This window comes from Halomonas sp. AOP13-D3-9 (assembly GCF_052379125.1).
In the GTDB taxonomy this organism is placed as follows: Bacteria; Pseudomonadota; Gammaproteobacteria; order Pseudomonadales; family Halomonadaceae; genus Vreelandella.
Genome location: NZ_JBQSYH010000019.1, coordinates 16,086 through 32,569, shown reverse-complemented (window position 1 = coordinate 32,569; position 16,484 = coordinate 16,086). Strand labels below are relative to the sequence as shown.

Annotated in this window: 17 protein-coding genes; 1 reads left to right on the top strand and 16 read right to left on the bottom strand. The window is 53.0% G+C overall.

Features of this window, described 5'->3' with window-relative positions; translation table 11 throughout:
• Positions 1-237 precede the first annotated feature (237 nt).
• The 5 genes from clpX to ACT3UM_RS19385 all read right to left on the bottom strand — a co-directional run bounded on the left by clpX (position 238) and on the right by ACT3UM_RS19385 (position 4,755).
• Positions 238-1,518, bottom strand: a complete 1,281-nt coding sequence (clpX, locus tag ACT3UM_RS19405) for an ATP-dependent Clp protease ATP-binding subunit ClpX (protein ID WP_035579522.1) — start codon at positions 1,516-1,518, stop codon at positions 238-240.
• 74 nt (positions 1,519-1,592) lie between these two features.
• Positions 1,593-2,210 (bottom strand): ATP-dependent Clp endopeptidase proteolytic subunit ClpP, encoded by a 618-nt coding sequence (clpP, locus tag ACT3UM_RS19400; protein ID WP_088700269.1) that lies wholly within the window; start codon positions 2,208-2,210, stop codon positions 1,593-1,595.
• 68 nt (positions 2,211-2,278) lie between these two features.
• Positions 2,279-3,631, bottom strand: coding sequence for a trigger factor (gene tig, locus ACT3UM_RS19395; RefSeq protein WP_498901576.1), 1,353 nt, complete (start codon positions 3,629-3,631; stop codon positions 2,279-2,281).
• Positions 3,632-3,909: 278 nt separating this feature from the next.
• Entirely contained in the window at positions 3,910-4,287 is a 378-nt protein-coding gene (locus tag ACT3UM_RS19390; protein ID WP_498901574.1) for a hypothetical protein, read from the bottom strand.
• Positions 4,288-4,290: 3 nt separating this feature from the next.
• Entirely contained in the window at positions 4,291-4,755 is a 465-nt protein-coding gene (locus ACT3UM_RS19385) for a flavodoxin (RefSeq protein ID WP_498901572.1), read from the bottom strand.
• 143 nt (positions 4,756-4,898) lie between these two features.
• On the opposite strand from ACT3UM_RS19385, the gene ACT3UM_RS19380 reads away from it, so the two are divergent.
• On the top strand, positions 4,899-5,105 hold the full coding sequence (locus ACT3UM_RS19380; protein ID WP_035579531.1) for a DUF2788 domain-containing protein: 207 nt from the start codon (positions 4,899-4,901) through the stop codon (positions 5,103-5,105).
• A 176-nt stretch (positions 5,106-5,281) separates the two neighbouring features.
• Here the strand turns inward: ACT3UM_RS19380 and ACT3UM_RS19375 are convergent, their stop codons facing one another.
• The 11 genes from ACT3UM_RS19375 to ACT3UM_RS19325 all read right to left on the bottom strand — a co-directional run bounded on the left by ACT3UM_RS19375 (position 5,282) and on the right by ACT3UM_RS19325 (position 16,476).
• The gene (locus ACT3UM_RS19375; RefSeq protein ID WP_035579533.1) at positions 5,282-5,581 is read right to left on the bottom strand and encodes an integration host factor subunit alpha; all 300 of its coding nucleotides are present in this window, start codon (positions 5,579-5,581) and stop codon (positions 5,282-5,284) included.
• Between the two features lie 129 nt (positions 5,582-5,710).
• Positions 5,711-8,092, bottom strand: a complete 2,382-nt coding sequence (gene pheT, locus ACT3UM_RS19370) for a phenylalanine--tRNA ligase subunit beta (protein WP_498901569.1) — start codon at positions 8,090-8,092, stop codon at positions 5,711-5,713.
• 26 nt (positions 8,093-8,118) lie between these two features.
• Positions 8,119-9,138: a phenylalanine--tRNA ligase subunit alpha gene (gene pheS, locus ACT3UM_RS19365; RefSeq protein WP_498901567.1), complete on the bottom strand. Its 1,020-nt coding sequence runs from the start codon at positions 9,136-9,138 to the stop codon at positions 8,119-8,121.
• Between the two features lie 159 nt (positions 9,139-9,297).
• Complete coding sequence (gene rplT / locus ACT3UM_RS19360) at positions 9,298-9,651, bottom strand: 50S ribosomal protein L20 (RefSeq protein ID WP_007114344.1); 354 nt, start codon at positions 9,649-9,651, stop codon at positions 9,298-9,300.
• A 64-nt stretch (positions 9,652-9,715) separates the two neighbouring features.
• Positions 9,716-9,910: a 50S ribosomal protein L35 gene (rpmI, locus tag ACT3UM_RS19355; protein ID WP_007114345.1), complete on the bottom strand. Its 195-nt coding sequence runs from the start codon at positions 9,908-9,910 to the stop codon at positions 9,716-9,718.
• Positions 9,911-9,992: 82 nt separating this feature from the next.
• Positions 9,993-10,484 (bottom strand): translation initiation factor IF-3, encoded by a 492-nt coding sequence (gene infC, locus ACT3UM_RS19350; RefSeq protein ID WP_498901564.1) that lies wholly within the window; start codon positions 10,482-10,484, stop codon positions 9,993-9,995.
• A 60-nt stretch (positions 10,485-10,544) separates the two neighbouring features.
• Positions 10,545-12,467 carry a threonine--tRNA ligase gene (gene thrS, locus ACT3UM_RS19345; RefSeq protein ID WP_498901562.1) on the bottom strand — a complete coding sequence of 641 codons (1,923 nt, stop codon included), beginning with the start codon at positions 12,465-12,467 and terminating at the stop codon, positions 10,545-10,547.
• 220 nt (positions 12,468-12,687) lie between these two features.
• Positions 12,688-13,557, bottom strand: a complete 870-nt coding sequence (locus ACT3UM_RS19340) for an OmpA family protein (RefSeq protein ID WP_498901560.1) — start codon at positions 13,555-13,557, stop codon at positions 12,688-12,690.
• Positions 13,558-13,891: 334 nt separating this feature from the next.
• Complete coding sequence (locus ACT3UM_RS19335; RefSeq protein WP_498901558.1) at positions 13,892-14,359, bottom strand: DUF2489 domain-containing protein; 468 nt, start codon at positions 14,357-14,359, stop codon at positions 13,892-13,894.
• 132 nt (positions 14,360-14,491) lie between these two features.
• Positions 14,492-15,409 (bottom strand): heme o synthase, encoded by a 918-nt coding sequence (gene cyoE / locus ACT3UM_RS19330; protein ID WP_498901556.1) that lies wholly within the window; start codon positions 15,407-15,409, stop codon positions 14,492-14,494.
• Positions 15,410-15,423: 14 nt separating this feature from the next.
• Positions 15,424-16,476 carry a COX15/CtaA family protein gene (locus ACT3UM_RS19325; RefSeq protein ID WP_498901554.1) on the bottom strand — a complete coding sequence of 351 codons (1,053 nt, stop codon included), beginning with the start codon at positions 16,474-16,476 and terminating at the stop codon, positions 15,424-15,426.
• Positions 16,477-16,484: the final 8 nt, after the last annotated feature.

Genomic DNA, 16,484 nt, shown 5'->3' with positions numbered 1-16,484 from the left:
ATGCTGACGTTTAAAAACGTTAACATTGAATCGGCTAGGCAGTAACACTTCACGAATTAGGCTTTGTAGCTTTCTAGCTGGATAACTAGATTTCTTCACACGCTTTATAAGAGCCTTCTACACCAGAACTCTCTACACCAAAGCTCTGCGATAACTCTGCAAGAACAAGGGGTCGCCTAGGCGACCCCTTGGTTTAGCGCAAGCGGTTGAAGCTGGGCCGCGATACTCGACTAACCACTAACCATCAGTGCCGTCGACGCGTGCTTCTTCCTGCTGAGAGTAGATCAACAGGGGCTCACTCTCTCCAGCGATAACTGAAGCGTCGATAACGACCTTACTGACACCGTCAAGTGATGGAATTTCGTACATGGTATCCAGCAGCACCGACTCTAAAATAGAGCGCAACCCACGGGCACCTGTCTTACGCTCCATGGCTTTTTCAGCCACCGCACGTAACGCTTCATCTCTGAACTCAAGCGTTACGTCTTCCATCTCAAACAGCTTGGCATACTGCTTAACCAGCGAGTTTTTGGGCTCGGTAAGAATCTGCACCAGGGCATCTTCGGTGAGCTCCATCAACGTCGCGATGATCGGCAAGCGACCCACAAACTCTGGAATCAAACCAAATTTAACCAGATCATCAGGCTCTACGTCGGCCAGCAGCTCACCCACCCCGCGGGAGGACTCCTTGCTTTTTACCGCTGCATTGAAACCGATGCCGCCCTTCTCAGCGCGATCGCGAATAACTTTATCCAGCCCCGCAAAAGCACCGCCGACGATAAACAGAATATTGCCCGTATTAACTTGGACAAACTCCTGCTGCGGGTGTTTGCGTCCGCCCTGAGGCGGCACAGAAGCCGTCGTGCCTTCAATCAGCTTCAGCAATGCTTGCTGAACACCTTCACCCGACACATCGCGAGTGATTGAAGGGTTATCCGATTTGCGTGAAATCTTGTCGATTTCATCGATATAGACGATACCGCGCTCGGCTTTCTCGACGTCGTAATCACACTTCTGCAACAGCTTCTGGATGATGTTTTCAACATCTTCACCGACATAGCCGGCTTCCGTCAGCGTGGTTGCGTCCGCAATGGTAAAAGGTACATTCAGTAGCCGTGCCATGGTTTCCGCCAGCAGCGTTTTACCGCTACCAGTGGGACCAATCAGCAGGATGTTTGATTTACCTAGTTCTACATCACCGTCACGCACATCTGTTTTCAGACGCTTGTAGTGGTTATAGACCGCTACGGAAAGCACCATTTTGGCGCGATCCTGTCCGATAACATAGTCATCAAGCGTATGACGTATTTCGCGAGGCGTAGGTAAACGCTCCTCATCGCTCTCGGCATCGGCTTCGAGAACTTCCTCGCGAATGATGTCATTACATAAGTCGACACACTCATCGCAGATATAAACGGACGGGCCCGCAATCAGCTTACGCACTTCGTTTTGATTTTTGCCACAAAACGAGCAGTAGAGCAGTTTGCCACCTTCGTCCTTGCCTTTGCCGTCGGCCATTCGCATACCTCTATCACTGCGGCGGCTTTCGCCGCCGGAAAAGCTCGTTAGAAAAGCAGAATCCTATCACGCTATCAGGATGTAGGCCGCTTATCCAGCACTGCATCAATCAAACCATACTCTTTGGCTTTATTGGCGCTCATAAAATTATCCCGGTCGGTATCACGCGAAACGGCTTCAATATCCTGTCCCGTATGATGGGCAAGAATTTGATTCAGTTTCTCACGAATACCCAGAATTTCACGGGTATGAATTTCGATGTCAGACGCTTGGCCCTGATAACCGCCCAACGGCTGGTGAATCATCACCCGCGAGTTAGGCAAGCAGTAGCGTTTACCAGCCGCGCCTGCTGTCAACAACAGCGCGCCCATGCTGGCCGCCTGACCAATACACACCGTAGAGACATCTGGTTTCACAAACTGCATCGTGTCGTAAATCGACATACCCGCGGTGACCGACCCACCCGGCGAGTTGATATACAGGTGAATATCTTTATCGGGGTTTTCCGATTCCAGAAACAGCAACTGGGCAACAACCAGATTAGCCATGTAGTCTTCTACAGGGCCTACCAAAAAGATCACACGCTCTTTTAACAGGCGTGAGTAAATGTCGTAGGCTCTTTCCCCTTTGGCGCTCTGCTCAACCACCATGGGTACTAGACCGCCGGCGTTTTGAATATCAAACTCACTCATTCAGGTGATTCCTTGCGTCCGGGAAGGGAAAGGCGCACCGACATAAAGGTGCGCCACGTTCCAAGGTGTTAGGCGCTAGCTTGCTCGCCTTCTTCAGCACCCTCACCTTGCTCTGCCTGCTGTTGCGCAGCAGCAAGGGCTTGCTGGTAAGACATTTCAACGTCTTTAATGTTCGTTTGCTCAAGTAGCTTAGCAACCGCTTTCTCTTCGAGAATGGCAGATTTAACCTGGGTTTTGAGCTCTTCATTACCCATGTAGTAGCTGACCACTTCATCAGGATCCTGGTACTGCTCAGCCAACTCGGTCACTTTAGCTTTGATAGCGTCATCGTCAGCATCGAGTTCGTTAGCTTTGATTACTTCAGCTAGCAATAGACCAACCTGAACGCGGCCTTTGGCCTGCTCTTCGAACAGTTCGTTGGGCAACTGGCTGACATCAAAATCTTCGCCCAGACCAAATTGCTGCGCCGCTTGGCGCTTCATGCCATCAGTCTCTTGCTGAACCAGGGCACTTGGCACAGGAATTTCGTTAACCTTTTTCAGCGCATCAAGCACTTGCTGCTTAATCCGATTATCAACGGCTTGTGACGCCTCACGGGTCATGTTTTTCTTGATTTCAGCGCGAAATTTTTCCTGGTCGCCGCCTTCAACACCAAAGCGCTCAATGAACTCAGCGTCGACTTCGGGCAGCTTCTGGCTGCTGACTTTATGCACCGTGACTTTAAAGGTGGCGTCTTTACCGGCCAAATGCTCGGCTTGGTAATCTGCCGGGAACGTGACGTTCAGCGTCTTCTCTTCGCCCGCCTTAGCGCCAATCAACTGTTCTTCAAAACCAGGAATAAAGCTATTGGAGCCAATGACCAGCGTGTGACCTTCTGCGCTACCGCCTTCAAACGGCTCATCATCAATGTAGCCTTGGAAGTCGATAGTGACTTGATCACCGTCGGCTGCAGCAGCGTCTACTTCTCCCCAGGCGGCGTTTTGCTTACGCAGCGTATCGATCATTTCGTCGACATCGGCATCGCTAACCGAAACCACCGGGCGCTCAACCTCAGTCCCTTCGATGGAGGTCAGCTCAACCTGCGGATAAATTTCCATGACCGCCACGAACTCAAGGTCTTTGCCTGATTCGTTAACGGAAGGTTCAATTTGCGGGAAGCCAGCGGGGTTCAGGCCTTCTTCGGTAATAGCGCGCACGTATCGCTCGCGCATTACTTCGCTGACCACCTCGTTACGTACGTCTTGGCCGTAGCGCTGCTGGACTACTGCCATTGGCACCCGGCCCTGGCGAAAACCATTCAAGCGAACATTCTTCGCGGTGTCTTTCAAGCGAGCGCTAACGGCCTCGTCAATTTCGGCAGCCGGCACCTGAATGGTAATGCGGCGTTCGATCTGGGAGGTCGTCTCGACAGAAACTTGCATGAATTGTCCTCTAACGGCTGGGCGTTGTGTTGATTGCATGTAATTGTGCTGATTGCGTCTAAAAAGATCAAAGGGGCAATTTTAAGAACCCCAACGCATAGTGGCAAGCACCATGCTCGCAACATGGGGGCAGTGATTATAAAAACAAGGCAATAAGCGAGCAATTAACCGTTTTAGGGTGTGTTTGGCTTCATTATTGGCCCCCACACTGCATTACTGTTGCCATTCTACTGTTTTGTGCGTCTTGCAGCGACTTTTTCAATCGCTGCAGAAAAATCCTAGCCAGCTTGACGCTCACCTGACCACCATAGGCTTAGCGCATGCATCAGCACGCCAAGGGTTGCCCCGTGGGAGATGAATACCTGCCAGCTAATCCAGTCCGTAAACAGCGCGTGCCAACCACCCATGACAACCATTCCTAGCAGCAGCATGGCCACTAACCGTTTGCACAGTTGTGGCAACCGCCTACGCGCCTCTAAGGCCAATAAGCGCCACTGTATAACGGCTACAAAGGCAACTAACGCCAGAGCAATGATAATCAGCGTCTGGCGGGTTTCATGCCCGCCCGCAACGTAGCGAGGCAGCGTCGCCAGCATAACGATACATAAGCCCAGCGCAACGCTAATGCGCTCAGGTGAAGTAGGCGCTCGCTGCATCGCTTAAGCTACCTCTAATTGCTGGGCAACGATCCACTCTTCCACCCAGGGCACGGCAGCATCGTCGGCCATAAAGGTTTCCATGGCATCAATCTCTAGCCGCTCACCTAAACGGGTCGCACCGTGGTCCGCCAGCAGTTCGTCAAGCGCGCGACCTGCGCCACAAAAGGTATCGCCATAAGAGCTGTCACCCAGCGCGATGAGCCCGTAACGAAGCGCGGTAAGCGAGGGGCTTTGATCGCGCAAATTGCGTACAAAGGGCACGAAACCGCCGGGGAAATCGCCGCTGCCCGTGGTCGACACACAAAACAGCACCAAGTCAGCATCGCCACCGACAATATCATCGACAGCAGGCTGCTCAAGAATCGCCACAGCGTAACCCGCCTGCTCAAATAGGGGCTTCACCTGCTCTGCCACATCTAGGGCACCACCATACATGGTGCCCACCAAAATATTCAGCTTCGGCATCGTCACTCCCCTGTCAAAGTGTCACAGTGCCAACCGTCAAGTCGACAAATACCCGATGAATTTGCTCAAATATTAACATGGCTGGTTAGAATGAGACACATCACCCGCAACGGGTGACTCACACGCAGCACACAGGAGTGGCTATGCAGCAAACCTTCGAGGCTTGGATCACCCCGCTAATGATTGGCGGTTTAATCATATTTATGTGTTTTATTATTTGGGATCTGGCTAAAAAGTCGAACGCTGGCAAGTTTGGCACCATCATGCTGTTTGTGGTGCTGGGCGCAGGCATGCTGGGCTACGTCATTAAAGTGGTGATTACTTGGCTGATTGAAAGTGGTGGCATTTAAACGCATCAATGAATTCACACTACAAAGGCGCTCTGATCCCAGCGCCCATCACAAGAAGAAAAGGAGCGCCCTAAGGCACTCCTTTTACAAAGCATGAGTCTGATTAGCTATGAGCATTGATGGCGATGAGCACAGCCCACCACCTTGGAATCAATACCACCTCATAGACGAATAGACTACTCACCGCCTACATAGTGCTCAACCTGCTGTTTGAGCTTTTGGCCTGGACGAAACGTTACGACTCGACGAGCAGAAATAGGTATTTCTTCCCCGGTTTTGGGGTTACGTCCTGGTCGCTCGCGCTTATCACGCAAATCAAAGTTACCAAACCCCGACAGCTTAACCTGTTCGTTTTCACGCAAACAGGCTCGAATCTCTTCAAAAAAAGCTTCGACCATGGCCTTCGCTTCTCGTTTAGACAACGCTAGCTCCGCATGCAAATGTTCAGCTAGCTCTGCTTTGGTCAACGCACCCATAAGGCTTCTCCTTATCCTTGCAGCAAACACAGCAACAAACGCCCTGTAGTCAACATACAGTGGCAAACGCATTGCCAAGAACGTGATAAGCATCGTGGCGTGGCCCAGGTACTAATTCTAGCTACTTACTTAGCCGCGCAGCTCCGCATCCAGCTTGACACGCACTTGTGTCACAATTGAATCGACCAACTGATTGATTTCCTCGTCGTTTAGCGTGCGCGATGGATGCTGCCAGGTCAAGCCCAATGCAATACTCTTGCACCCTTCGGCGACACCTTTGCCGGCATAAACATCAAAAAGCTTAATATCCTGCAGATATTCGCCTGCTTGTTGCTTGGCACAATCCAGTAGCGCCTGCACAGGTGTCGCCTCTTTGAGTATAAACGCTAGATCACGGCGCACTTCAGGGAAGCGTGATAGCGGCTCAAAAGCAGGAATCCGACCTTGACTCAGTGCATCCAGCCGCACTTCAAACAGCACCGCATCCATTTTTAAGCCCAGCGTTGCACGCACTTGCGGATGCAGGGTGCCAATCCAGCCAGCGGGCTCTCCATTGTGCAGCAGCTGGGCACTTTGACCAGGATGCAGCGCTGGGTGCTCAGCTGGCTCAAAGCGCCACGCGTCAGCGTCACCGCCCAAGGCCAGGAGACTTTCTAAATCACCCTTTAGATCGTAAAAGTCGACTCGGCCTTTAGCATCACTCCAGCCCTCGGCTTCCCTTGGGCCACATACCAGGGCGCCGAGCATCGGCACTTGTGACAATGCATCCAGCTCGCCGTTAAAGACCAGACCGGTCTCAAACAGACGAACGCGGGTTTGCTGGCGGTTAAGGTTGTACTCCATGGTGCGCACTAAGCCGGGAAACAGGCTAGCGCGCATCACCGACAGATCAGCCGAGATAGGGTTAGCGAGCGCGGGGCTTAAGGCATCAGGCAGCATGACCGCTTGCATCTCGGGCGCCACAAAACTGTAGGTAATCGCCTCCTGAAAACCGCGGGCCACCATTTGGCGGCGTAAGCGAGCTTGGGTGAGCGTTGCCTCATCGGCAGAGCGCAGCGCCAAGCGCGCCGCAGGGCGGCGTACCGGCAAATTATTGTAGCCGTGGATACGCGCCACTTCTTCGATAAGATCTTCTTCGATGGCTAGATCAAAACGCCAGCTTGGCGCGGTGACTGCCCAACCGGCATCCTGTACGCTGACATCAAGTCCTAGGCGTTGCAAAATATCGGTCACGTCATCGCTATCGAGGGCCTTGGAAAGCGCCTGCTCTAAACGCGCACTGCGCAACAGAATCGCGCGCTCTACGGGCATATGCTCGGCACTTTGTGCTTCCACAACAGGCCCAGCCTGACCGCCGCAGATCTCAATCAACAGCTGTGTGGCCCGCTCGACGGCCACTGGCGTCAGCTGCGGATCAACACCGCGCTCAAAGCGATGCGATGCATCGGTGTGCAGCCCGTAAGAGCGCGCCTGCCCGGCAATGGCAAGCGGCGTAAAGAAGGCTGATTCAAGGAAAATAGTCTGGGTATGTTGATTAACGCCGGAGTTTTCACCCCCCATCACCCCTGCCATGGCTAGCGGGCCGGAATGATCGGCAATCACCAGCGTTTCAGGACGCAGCGCCACGTCATTACCATCAAGCAGCGTTAGCCGCTCACCTGGCTTGGCCATGCGCACAACCATCCCCCCTTGCAGGTTGTCACGATCAAAGGCGTGCATCGGCTGGCCCAACTCCAGCATGACGTAATTGGTGATATCCACTACGGGGTCAATGGAGCGCACGCCACTGCGGCGCAAGCGCTCCACCATCCACAGGGGTGTTTCAGCCTGAACATTGACGCCTTTAATGACACGACCGAGATAGCGTGGGCACTGCTCTGGCGCCTCTATGCTTATCGCAAAGCTATCTTCAACCTCCGCCGCCACCGGTGCTATTGCGGGACCGCGAACCGGCAAGCGGTTAAGCACGCCAACTTCACGAGCCAACCCTTTAACACTTAGGCAGTCACCGCGATTGGGCGTCAGATCGACCTCAATCGTCATGTCATTAAGATGCATGAACTCTCTGAAGTCGATTCCCACCGGTGCGGATGACGACAGCACCAGAATGCCGGGCGAGGTCTCTTCTTCAAGACCCAGCTCCGACGCTGAACAGATCATTCCGCGAGACTCAACGCCGCGCAGCTTGGCTTTTTTGATCTTAAAGTCACCCGGCAGCACACCACCCACCTGGGCAAAGGGTACTTTCTGGCCAACATCGACATTAGGCGCCCCGCAGACAACCTGAACAGGCTCGCCACTACCGTCATTAACGGTGCAGACATTTAGCTTATCGGCGTCAGGATGCTTCTCTTTACTCAACACCTCAGCCACCACCACGCCGCTAAAGACGGCGGCTACCGCTTCAACAGCGTCGACTTCCAAGCCCGCCATGGTGATCTGGTCGGCCATTGCCTGCGTTTCAAGCTGCGGGGAAACCCACTCACGCAGCCACTGTTCTGAAAATTTCATGGTTGATCCTGTATTCGGCGGCGGTCTTAAGCGAATTGACGTAAAAAACGCAGATCGTTTTCAAAGAACAGGCGTAAGTCATTCACGCCGTAGCGCAGCATTGCCAAACGCTCAGCCCCCATTCCGAAGGCAAAACCGGTATAGCGCTCGGTATCAATGCCCGAGTGGCGGAAGACTTCAGGGTGAACCATGCCGCAGCCCATCACTTCCAGCCAGCCGCTATGGGAACAGACGCGACAGCCTGCCCCGCTACACATCACGCACTGAATATCCACTTCGGCGGAAGGCTCAGTGAATGGGAAGTAGGAGGGTCGGAAACGCACCGAAAGATCGTCGCGCTCAAAAAATGCCTGCAGAAAGTCTTCGATGGTACCTTTAAGGTCAGCAAAGCTAACCCCCTCATCGACCAACAGCCCTTCAACCTGATGAAACATCGGCGTGTGGGTCAGATCAGAGTCACTGCGATAGACGCGCCCTGGGCAGACGATACGGATGGGCGGCTCGCTACTCTTCATGGTGCGCACTTGCACCGGCGAGGTGTGAGTTCGCAGCAAGCGGGTGGCGTCAAAATAGAAAGTATCTGCCATGCCACGCGCGGGATGGTGTGCGGGAATATTGAGAGCTTCAAAATTGTGATAGTCGTCCTCAATCTCTGGCCCTATCGCCACGTCATAACCAATACGGGTGAACAGACCCTCTATACGCTCGAGGGTACGCGTCACGGGATGCAACCCACCACTGGCCTGGCCACGCCCCGGCAAGGTGACATCAATACTTTCAGCGGCCAAACGAGCACTCAGCGCAGCACTTTCAAGCTGTTCGCGCTTGGCATCAATTTCGTCAGCCAGTGTTTGCTTGGCTTGATTAATACGCTCGCCCGCCGCCGGGCGTTCTTCGGCTGAGAGCTTCCCCAGGCCTTTCAGCAAGGCAGTTACCTCACCTTTCTTACCTAAGTAGCGTACTCGTAACTCGTCTAGTGCGGCGACACTCTGCGCAGCCTGAATGGCGTCGCGCGCCTCAGATACCAGAGTAGGAAGGTGATCCATCCGTTTCACTCCGAATTAAGCGGTGTCCATCGGTAAAGATGGCGTGGCAAGTTGAAGGTGACAAAAAAACAGGGGAAGAGCGGCTGCTCTTCCCCTGGATGGGTCACTCTGAAATGACCTCAGGCACGTAACACGGGCAAAAGCCCCGTGCATACTACCTTATTGGGCAGCCTTGGCTTTTTCCACGATGGCAGCAAATGCAGCCTTCTCGTGCACCGCCAAATCGGCCAATACTTTACGGTCGATTTCGATACCGGCTTTCTTAAGTCCGCCTACAAAACGGCTGTATGACATACCGTTGACGCGTGCACCAGCGTTAATACGCTGGATCCATAGCGCGCGGAACTGGCGCTTACGGTTGCGACGGTCACGGTAGGCATACTGGCCTGCTTTGATAACGGCTTGCTTGGCAACACGGAAAACGCGCGAACGGGCACCGTAGTAACCTTTGGCAAGCTTCAATACTTTTTTATGGCGACGACGCGCTACTACGCCACGTTTAACTCGAGTCATAACACACTCCTGACTTTAAGGCTGAGGCAACAAATTTGTGCGCTCAGAAAAACGAAAACCCGACTTATAGATTCGGCAGCATACGCTGGATAAGTGCTTTGTCAGACGCGTGAATTTGCTTCATTCCACGCAGTTGACGCTTACGCTTGGTCGTTTTCTTGGTCAAGATGTGGCTACGGTGAGACTGCTTGTGCTTAAAGCCATTAGCAGTCTTCTTGAAGCGCTTGGCAGCGCCGCTGTTGCTTTTGATTTTCGGCATGAGGAAAACTCCGCTCGATATTTTTTAGAAAACCCAGGGCCGACCACCGGTTTAACGGTGGTCCGTTGACATCGCCGTTGGATCACTTCTTCTTCGGGGCAATAATCATGATCATCTGGCGGCCTTCCATTTTAGGAAAGGCCTCTACCACTCCGATCTCTTCCAGGTCTGCCGCGATCCTTTCCATCAGCTTACGGCCGATATCCTGGTGCGCCATTTCACGACCACGGAAGCGCAGTGTGACTTTGCCCTTGTCACCACCTTCCAAAAAGCGCGTCAGGTTTTTAAGTTTGACCTGATAATCGCCTTCATCGGTGCCAGGACGGAATTTAACTTCCTTAACCTGGATTTGCTTCTGCTTCTTCTTTTGAGCCGCTTTCTGCTTCTTGGCCTCAAAAACGAACTTGCCGTAATCCATAATCTTACAGACGATGGGATCGGCATTCGAAATTTGCACGAGATCTAAGCTTTCAGACTCAGCACGCTCTAGCGCTTCGGTGGTGGGTACAACACCCAATTGCTCACCGTCGCTACCAATAAGACGCACTTCTTCTTCGACAATTCGCTCGTTCATTGGTGGGCGTTTGTCTGCTGGACGCCCGCGCTGGTTGCTTCTCTTGATCGTTCCGTCTCCTTAGGCAATTGACGATGTCGCCAGGGCTGCTCTCTCGGCAGTATGGCGTTCAATAAATTCATCGACCGTCATTGTACCGAGGTTTTCGCCGCTGCGTGTTCGCACGGCCACTGAGTCAGCTTCGACTTCCTTATCTCCTACCACAAGGAGATAGGGAACTTTCTGTAACGTATGCTCACGGATTTTAAAGCCGATCTTCTCGTTCCTCAAGTCCGCTTTAACACGTAAGCCACTTTTTTGCAGACGTTTCTCCAAATCAAGCGCATATTCACGCTGTGAATCGGTGATAGTCATGACAACCGCCTGCTGAGGCGCCAGCCATAATGGCATAGCGCCCGCATAGTGCTCAATCAGAATCCCCAAGAAACGCTCGAAGGAGCCCAAAATCGCGCGGTGAAGCATCACTGGGGTCTTGCGTACGCCATCTTCATCAACGTACTGAGCCCCTAAACGCCCTGGCAAGTTAAAATCGAGCTGTAGGGTACCACACTGCCAGACACGATTCAGACAATCACGCAGTGCGAATTCAATTTTAGGACCGTAAAAAGCCCCCTCGCCAGGCTGCAGATCCCACTCCAAGCCCGTCGCATTCAATGCAGCCTCCAGCCCCTGTTCGGCCTGATCCCACATTTCAGCTTCGCCAAGGAAGTCTTCTGGGCGCGTTGAAAGCTTTAACTCCACGTCTTCGAAGCCAAGCGTCTTATAGACTTGCAGCGTTAACGCTATAAAATCTTCTGCCTCAGCCTGTATTTGGCCTTCGGTACAGAAAATATGCGCATCATCTTGGGTAAAGCCGCGCACGCGCATCAGACCATGCAGCGAACCAGAAGGTTCATTACGGTGACAGCTGCCAAACTCGGCTAAACGCAGAGGTAAATCACGGTAGCTTTTCAGACCCTGATTAAACACCTGCACATGGCAAGGGCAGTTCATGGGCTTGACCGCGTATTCGCGCTTTTCAGACTCGGTGGTGAACATCAGCTCACTGTAATGACCCCAGTGCCCGGATTTCTTCCACAGAGAGAGGTCAACCACCTGAGGCGTTTTGATTTCCTGGTAGCCATGCTCGCGCTGAATATTGCGCATGTACTCTTCCAAGGCTTGATACATCGTCCAGCCATTGGGGTGCCAAAACACCATGCCCGGCGCTTCTTCCTGAATATGGAATAAGTCCATCTTGCGGGCGAGCTTACGGTGGTCGCGCTTCTCGGCTTCCTCAAGACGCTTGAGATACGCTTTAAGCTGCTTTTTATCGCCCCATGCGGTGCCGTAGATGCGCGTTAGCATGGTGTTTGCAGCGTCGCCACGCCAATAGGCACCGGCTAGCTTTGTCAGCTTGAAGGCTTTTAGGTGACGGGTATTCGGCACGTGCGGCCCGCGGCACATGTCGGTGTACTCTTCGTGATGATAAAGCCGGATCTTCGCGTCATCGGGAATATCGCGAACAATTTCCTGCTTATAGGGTTCATCACGATGCAAGAAGGTCAACATTGCCTGATCGCGATTAACGTATTCGCGTACGACATCGTACTCGCGCTCAATCAGTGACTGCATACGCTTTTCTATCGCTTCCAGGTCTTCCGGCGTTACGGATTGACCAAACTCGATATCGTAGTAAAAACCGTCATCAATGACCGGCCCGATCGCCATTTTGGCCTCGGGGTACATCTGCTTGACCGCATGACCAATGAGATGGGCGCAGGAGTGACGGATAATTTCCAGACCCTCATCGTCACGCGCGGTAATAATGGCCGCTTTCGCGTCTTGTTCAATCAGGTCAGCAGCATCTACCAACACACCATCGATTTTCCCAGCAATACAGGCCTTAGCCAAACCAGGGCCAATGGATTCTGCGAGCTGCATAATGGTCAGCGGTGCTTCAAACGTTCTTTGACTGCCGTCAGGCAGAGTAACAATAGGCATTCAGGTTCCTTGAGCGCAGTGGTGATCCATACCAAGGATCACATTTCGCTATCAATGGTCTTGGGAGGTGCAAAGTGTACCGCTATAAAGCAGCGGCAAGCCTAGCAGACTTACCTACCGCTTAAAATAAAAACGGGAGGCATAAGCCCCCCGTTTCTTTACCTGTGGATTGCAACTAGCCGTTTATAGGCAATCAACAACCCTCAGAAGATAAGTGAACTTAGTTCCACTCATCCAATTCAACGCGACGGTTCTGGAAGCGGCCTTCTTCAGTCTCGTTAGACGCGACCGGACGCTCTTCACCGTAACCTACTGCACGCATACGGTTAGCTTGTACGCCGCGGCTTGCTAAGTAGTTAGCAACAGATTGAGCACGCTCTTGTGACAAGTTTTTGTTGTACTCGTCAGAACCGCGTGAATCAGTGTGGCCTTCGATGCTTACACGCACATCAGGGTTGCTAACCAAACGCTCAGCAACACCGTTCAGGACATTCTGAGCGTTAGGAGTCAACTGAGCAGAGTCAAACTCGAAGTTAACATCTTGAAGAACAACGCTATCCGGGCAACCAAGTGCGTTAACTTCTACGCCTGCGGGTGTGCCTGGGCACTGATCACGGTAGTCCGGCACGCCGTCGTTATCGGAGTCAAGCGGGCAACCATTGGCATTCACTTCTACGCCTGCGGGTGTGCCTGGGCACTGATCACGGTAGTCCGGCACGCCGTCGCCATCAGAATCCAGCGGGCAGCCTTCGGCGTCAACTGCAACACCAGCGGGCACTTCACCATAGCTCGGGCACTGCGGTGCAACCGGCTCAGGCGTACGATCGGCGCATAGCAGTCCGCCGATCGCAGCACCAGCTGCGGCACCAGTAGCAGCACCGCTCTCTTCATCAGAACTACTGCTGGTGGCGTAGCCAATGCTGCCACCAATCAAACCGCCGGCTAAACCACATACCGCAGGATGTTGGTACCAGCTACGGTCGCTGCTAGCGCTTGCTTGGCCGGAAGACTGTGAGGCCGAGCTGGCGCAGCCAGAAAGGCCAACTACCAGTGCGGAACCGATTAACAAGCCAGTCGTTGATTTTTTCATGCAAGACTCCTTCTTGATCCAATGCTGAAGTGGTCATAAGTGACCAAATCTATCCAATGCTTCTTATTGCGAGAGCATCCATTTTTCGCCTGTCCTGAACCACTGGTTAATACACCAAGCTCTCAGTACTAATGACGACGTACTCATTACCTAGAACCCAGTCAATACAGAACGGTATACCTATCATTAACGCTTAAGCGCTAGAAGGCAACAATGCCAAGATATCAACTTCTTGCCAATACCGACATCCTTCAGCATAGCAAAATTGCCGCGATGGGCACTAAAAATTAGTTTGCTATGCTTTTTGGCGGCCAAAACCGCTCAAAACCAGTAATCAATGCAGCGCATTTTTACCTTGGGCACGCCATTTCAGCACCGCCCTAGCGGCTTCCAACACATGCTCGCGCATATCATTTTCCACCATTAGCCGCTCTTTGTCTTCCTGCATGCGCTCTCGAGCGGTCAGCTGCTGACGCGCGGAGTGCGTATTCAGGTGCTGAGTACGGTTGTAATGCTCTGCAAACGCCTGAAATTCTGTTCGTTCCGTCAAACTAGGATCAATGATCTCCAGAAGCACCTTGCAGCGCCAAGCGCCCTCGGTAATATCGACCTGCTCCTGGACCAGCGCGCTGGCGACATAATCAAGGTTTTCTAAGCTATTTTGTTGAGCGCGAGCGTCCTCATCGCGCCGATAAGCCTCTCGGCGACTTACCTCTTTACGTAACGACCATGCGTAGAAACATAACCCTACAATGACTGCAATCGCCACGGCGAGTAATACCAGCGCTACCGTTGGGCTCATGAAACTCCTCATTAAGCGGATAAATTTCTTGACGGAAATTGTACACCCTTATACCACCATTCGGCCAATGGCATCCAGGCTTGAGTTCCAGCTAGCTAAACATATGCCCCTCTGGCCACTTGCTACACGGGCTTACCAAATAAGCGCGGCAGCGTAATGATCAAGTAATAGCGCACCGAAAACACCCAATAGGTAGCGAATCGAGAACCAGAACGCGTTAATGGGGGCGGCGGGATCCTGCCCACGCCACACTCGCCAGTTCCACACCATAAAACGTGCATTAAGGCACAGCACAACGAATAGGTATAGTGCGCCACTCATGCCGATCATCACCGGCATTAATGTCGCTAACACGGTTAACCACCCGTATAGCCAAATTTGTAGCCGTGTAAAAGGAATGCCATGCGTAACAGGCAGCATGGGAATCCCTGCCCGTGCATAATCATCGCGCTTATGAATGGCCAATGCCCAGAAATGTGGTGGCGTCCAGGCAAAAATAATCAGCATCAGCAGCAGCGGTTCAGGGGTGATTTGCCCTGTGATAGCGACCCAGCCTAGAAGTGGCGGCGCCGCGCCTGCCACCCCACCAATAACAATGTTTTGTGGCGTAGCACGCTTTAAAAAAGCAGTATAAATCAGCGCATAGCCAATCAGGGAGGCAAAGGTGAGCGCAGCTGTTAAGTGGTTAACCTGCCATGCCAATAGCCCAACACCCGCGACAGAAAGCATGCACGCCCACGCCAACGCGATCGCCACGGGGAGTCGCTTACTGGCCACTGGACGACGAGCAGTTCGCGTCATTACCGCATCCAAGCGGCGGTCGATTACATGATTAAAAGCCGCCGCCCCGCAAGCAGCCAAGCCGATACCGGCCAGACCAATAATGACGTTCTGCAGCGGTGGTAGGCCTGGGGATGCTAATGCCATCCCAACGGCGGTACACACCAGCATAACGGCCACTACTTTCAACTTACAAAGGCCCAACAACTCTCTCCAGCCCCACAGCATGGAAGGCACTGTCGTGGGTAGCGTCATTGTTATATTGCGCATGGCATGCTTCCCTTTTATTGAGCGATTACGTTGTTATAAGCTGAATGCGGGGTCGTTGAGTAAACGCTGGCTTCCTGGTACCGCCAACGCCACCAAGCCCAAACGAGTCCGGCGGCCAATCCAATGGCGCCAGCGGTGTGTAGTAGCGCAAGCCACAGCGGTAGCCAAAGCAAAACATTAGCAATCCCTAATGCAACCTGCAGCCCGTACAAACCGACAATGATTGCTAGCGGCCTTGTGACACTCTGCCAATGCCGATAACGCCACCAGAGCGCTATTAGGATGACACCGAGCAACAGCGCCCCCAAACGATGAACCATTTGAATAGCGGTACGCGCATCAGCATGCAACTGCCCATGGAGGTAATTGGGCCCCACAGTCTGGGTGAAATGAAAACCCTCGCTAATCTCCATGGCGGGCACCCACTGCCCATTGCAAGTAGGGAATCCTTGGCAAGCAAGACCGGCATAGTTGCTGGTAACCCAGCCGCCTAGCGCCAATTGCAAAACCAGTAAACACGCTGCAACCCACCACCACGCATTTGCGCGCCGAGGCTCACTGTTTGGTTTTGAAGCCACGGCGAGGCGTAAGCGAAGATGTACCCACAAGAACAGCAACAGTACGCTCAACCCGCCCAGCAGATGAAGGGTAACGACTTGTGGCCACAACTTAAGCGTAACGGTGAAGGCACCAAAGGCGCCCTGGAGCAAAATAACGACTAGCAAAATCAAGCTCAGATGCCATGGATAATCGCGACGATGACGCAGCGGCCAGCCCAGCGCGACAACGCTGAGCACCACCAGCCCCAGTAATGTCGCGATATAGCGATGAATCATTTCCACCCACGCCTTATGGGGCTCCAATGGCACATCAGGATGACGTAGCGTGGCCAATTCACTATCAGGGACTAGCAGCTTTCCATAGCACCCAGGCCAATCAGGGCAACCTAAACCAGCATCGACTAAACGCGTCCAGGCGCCTACCAACATGACCACTGCGGTAAACAGAGTCCCTACCAGCGTTAATCTCACTAACCACCGCAAGCGGCGCTCACATGAATCGTGCATGGCGGTTC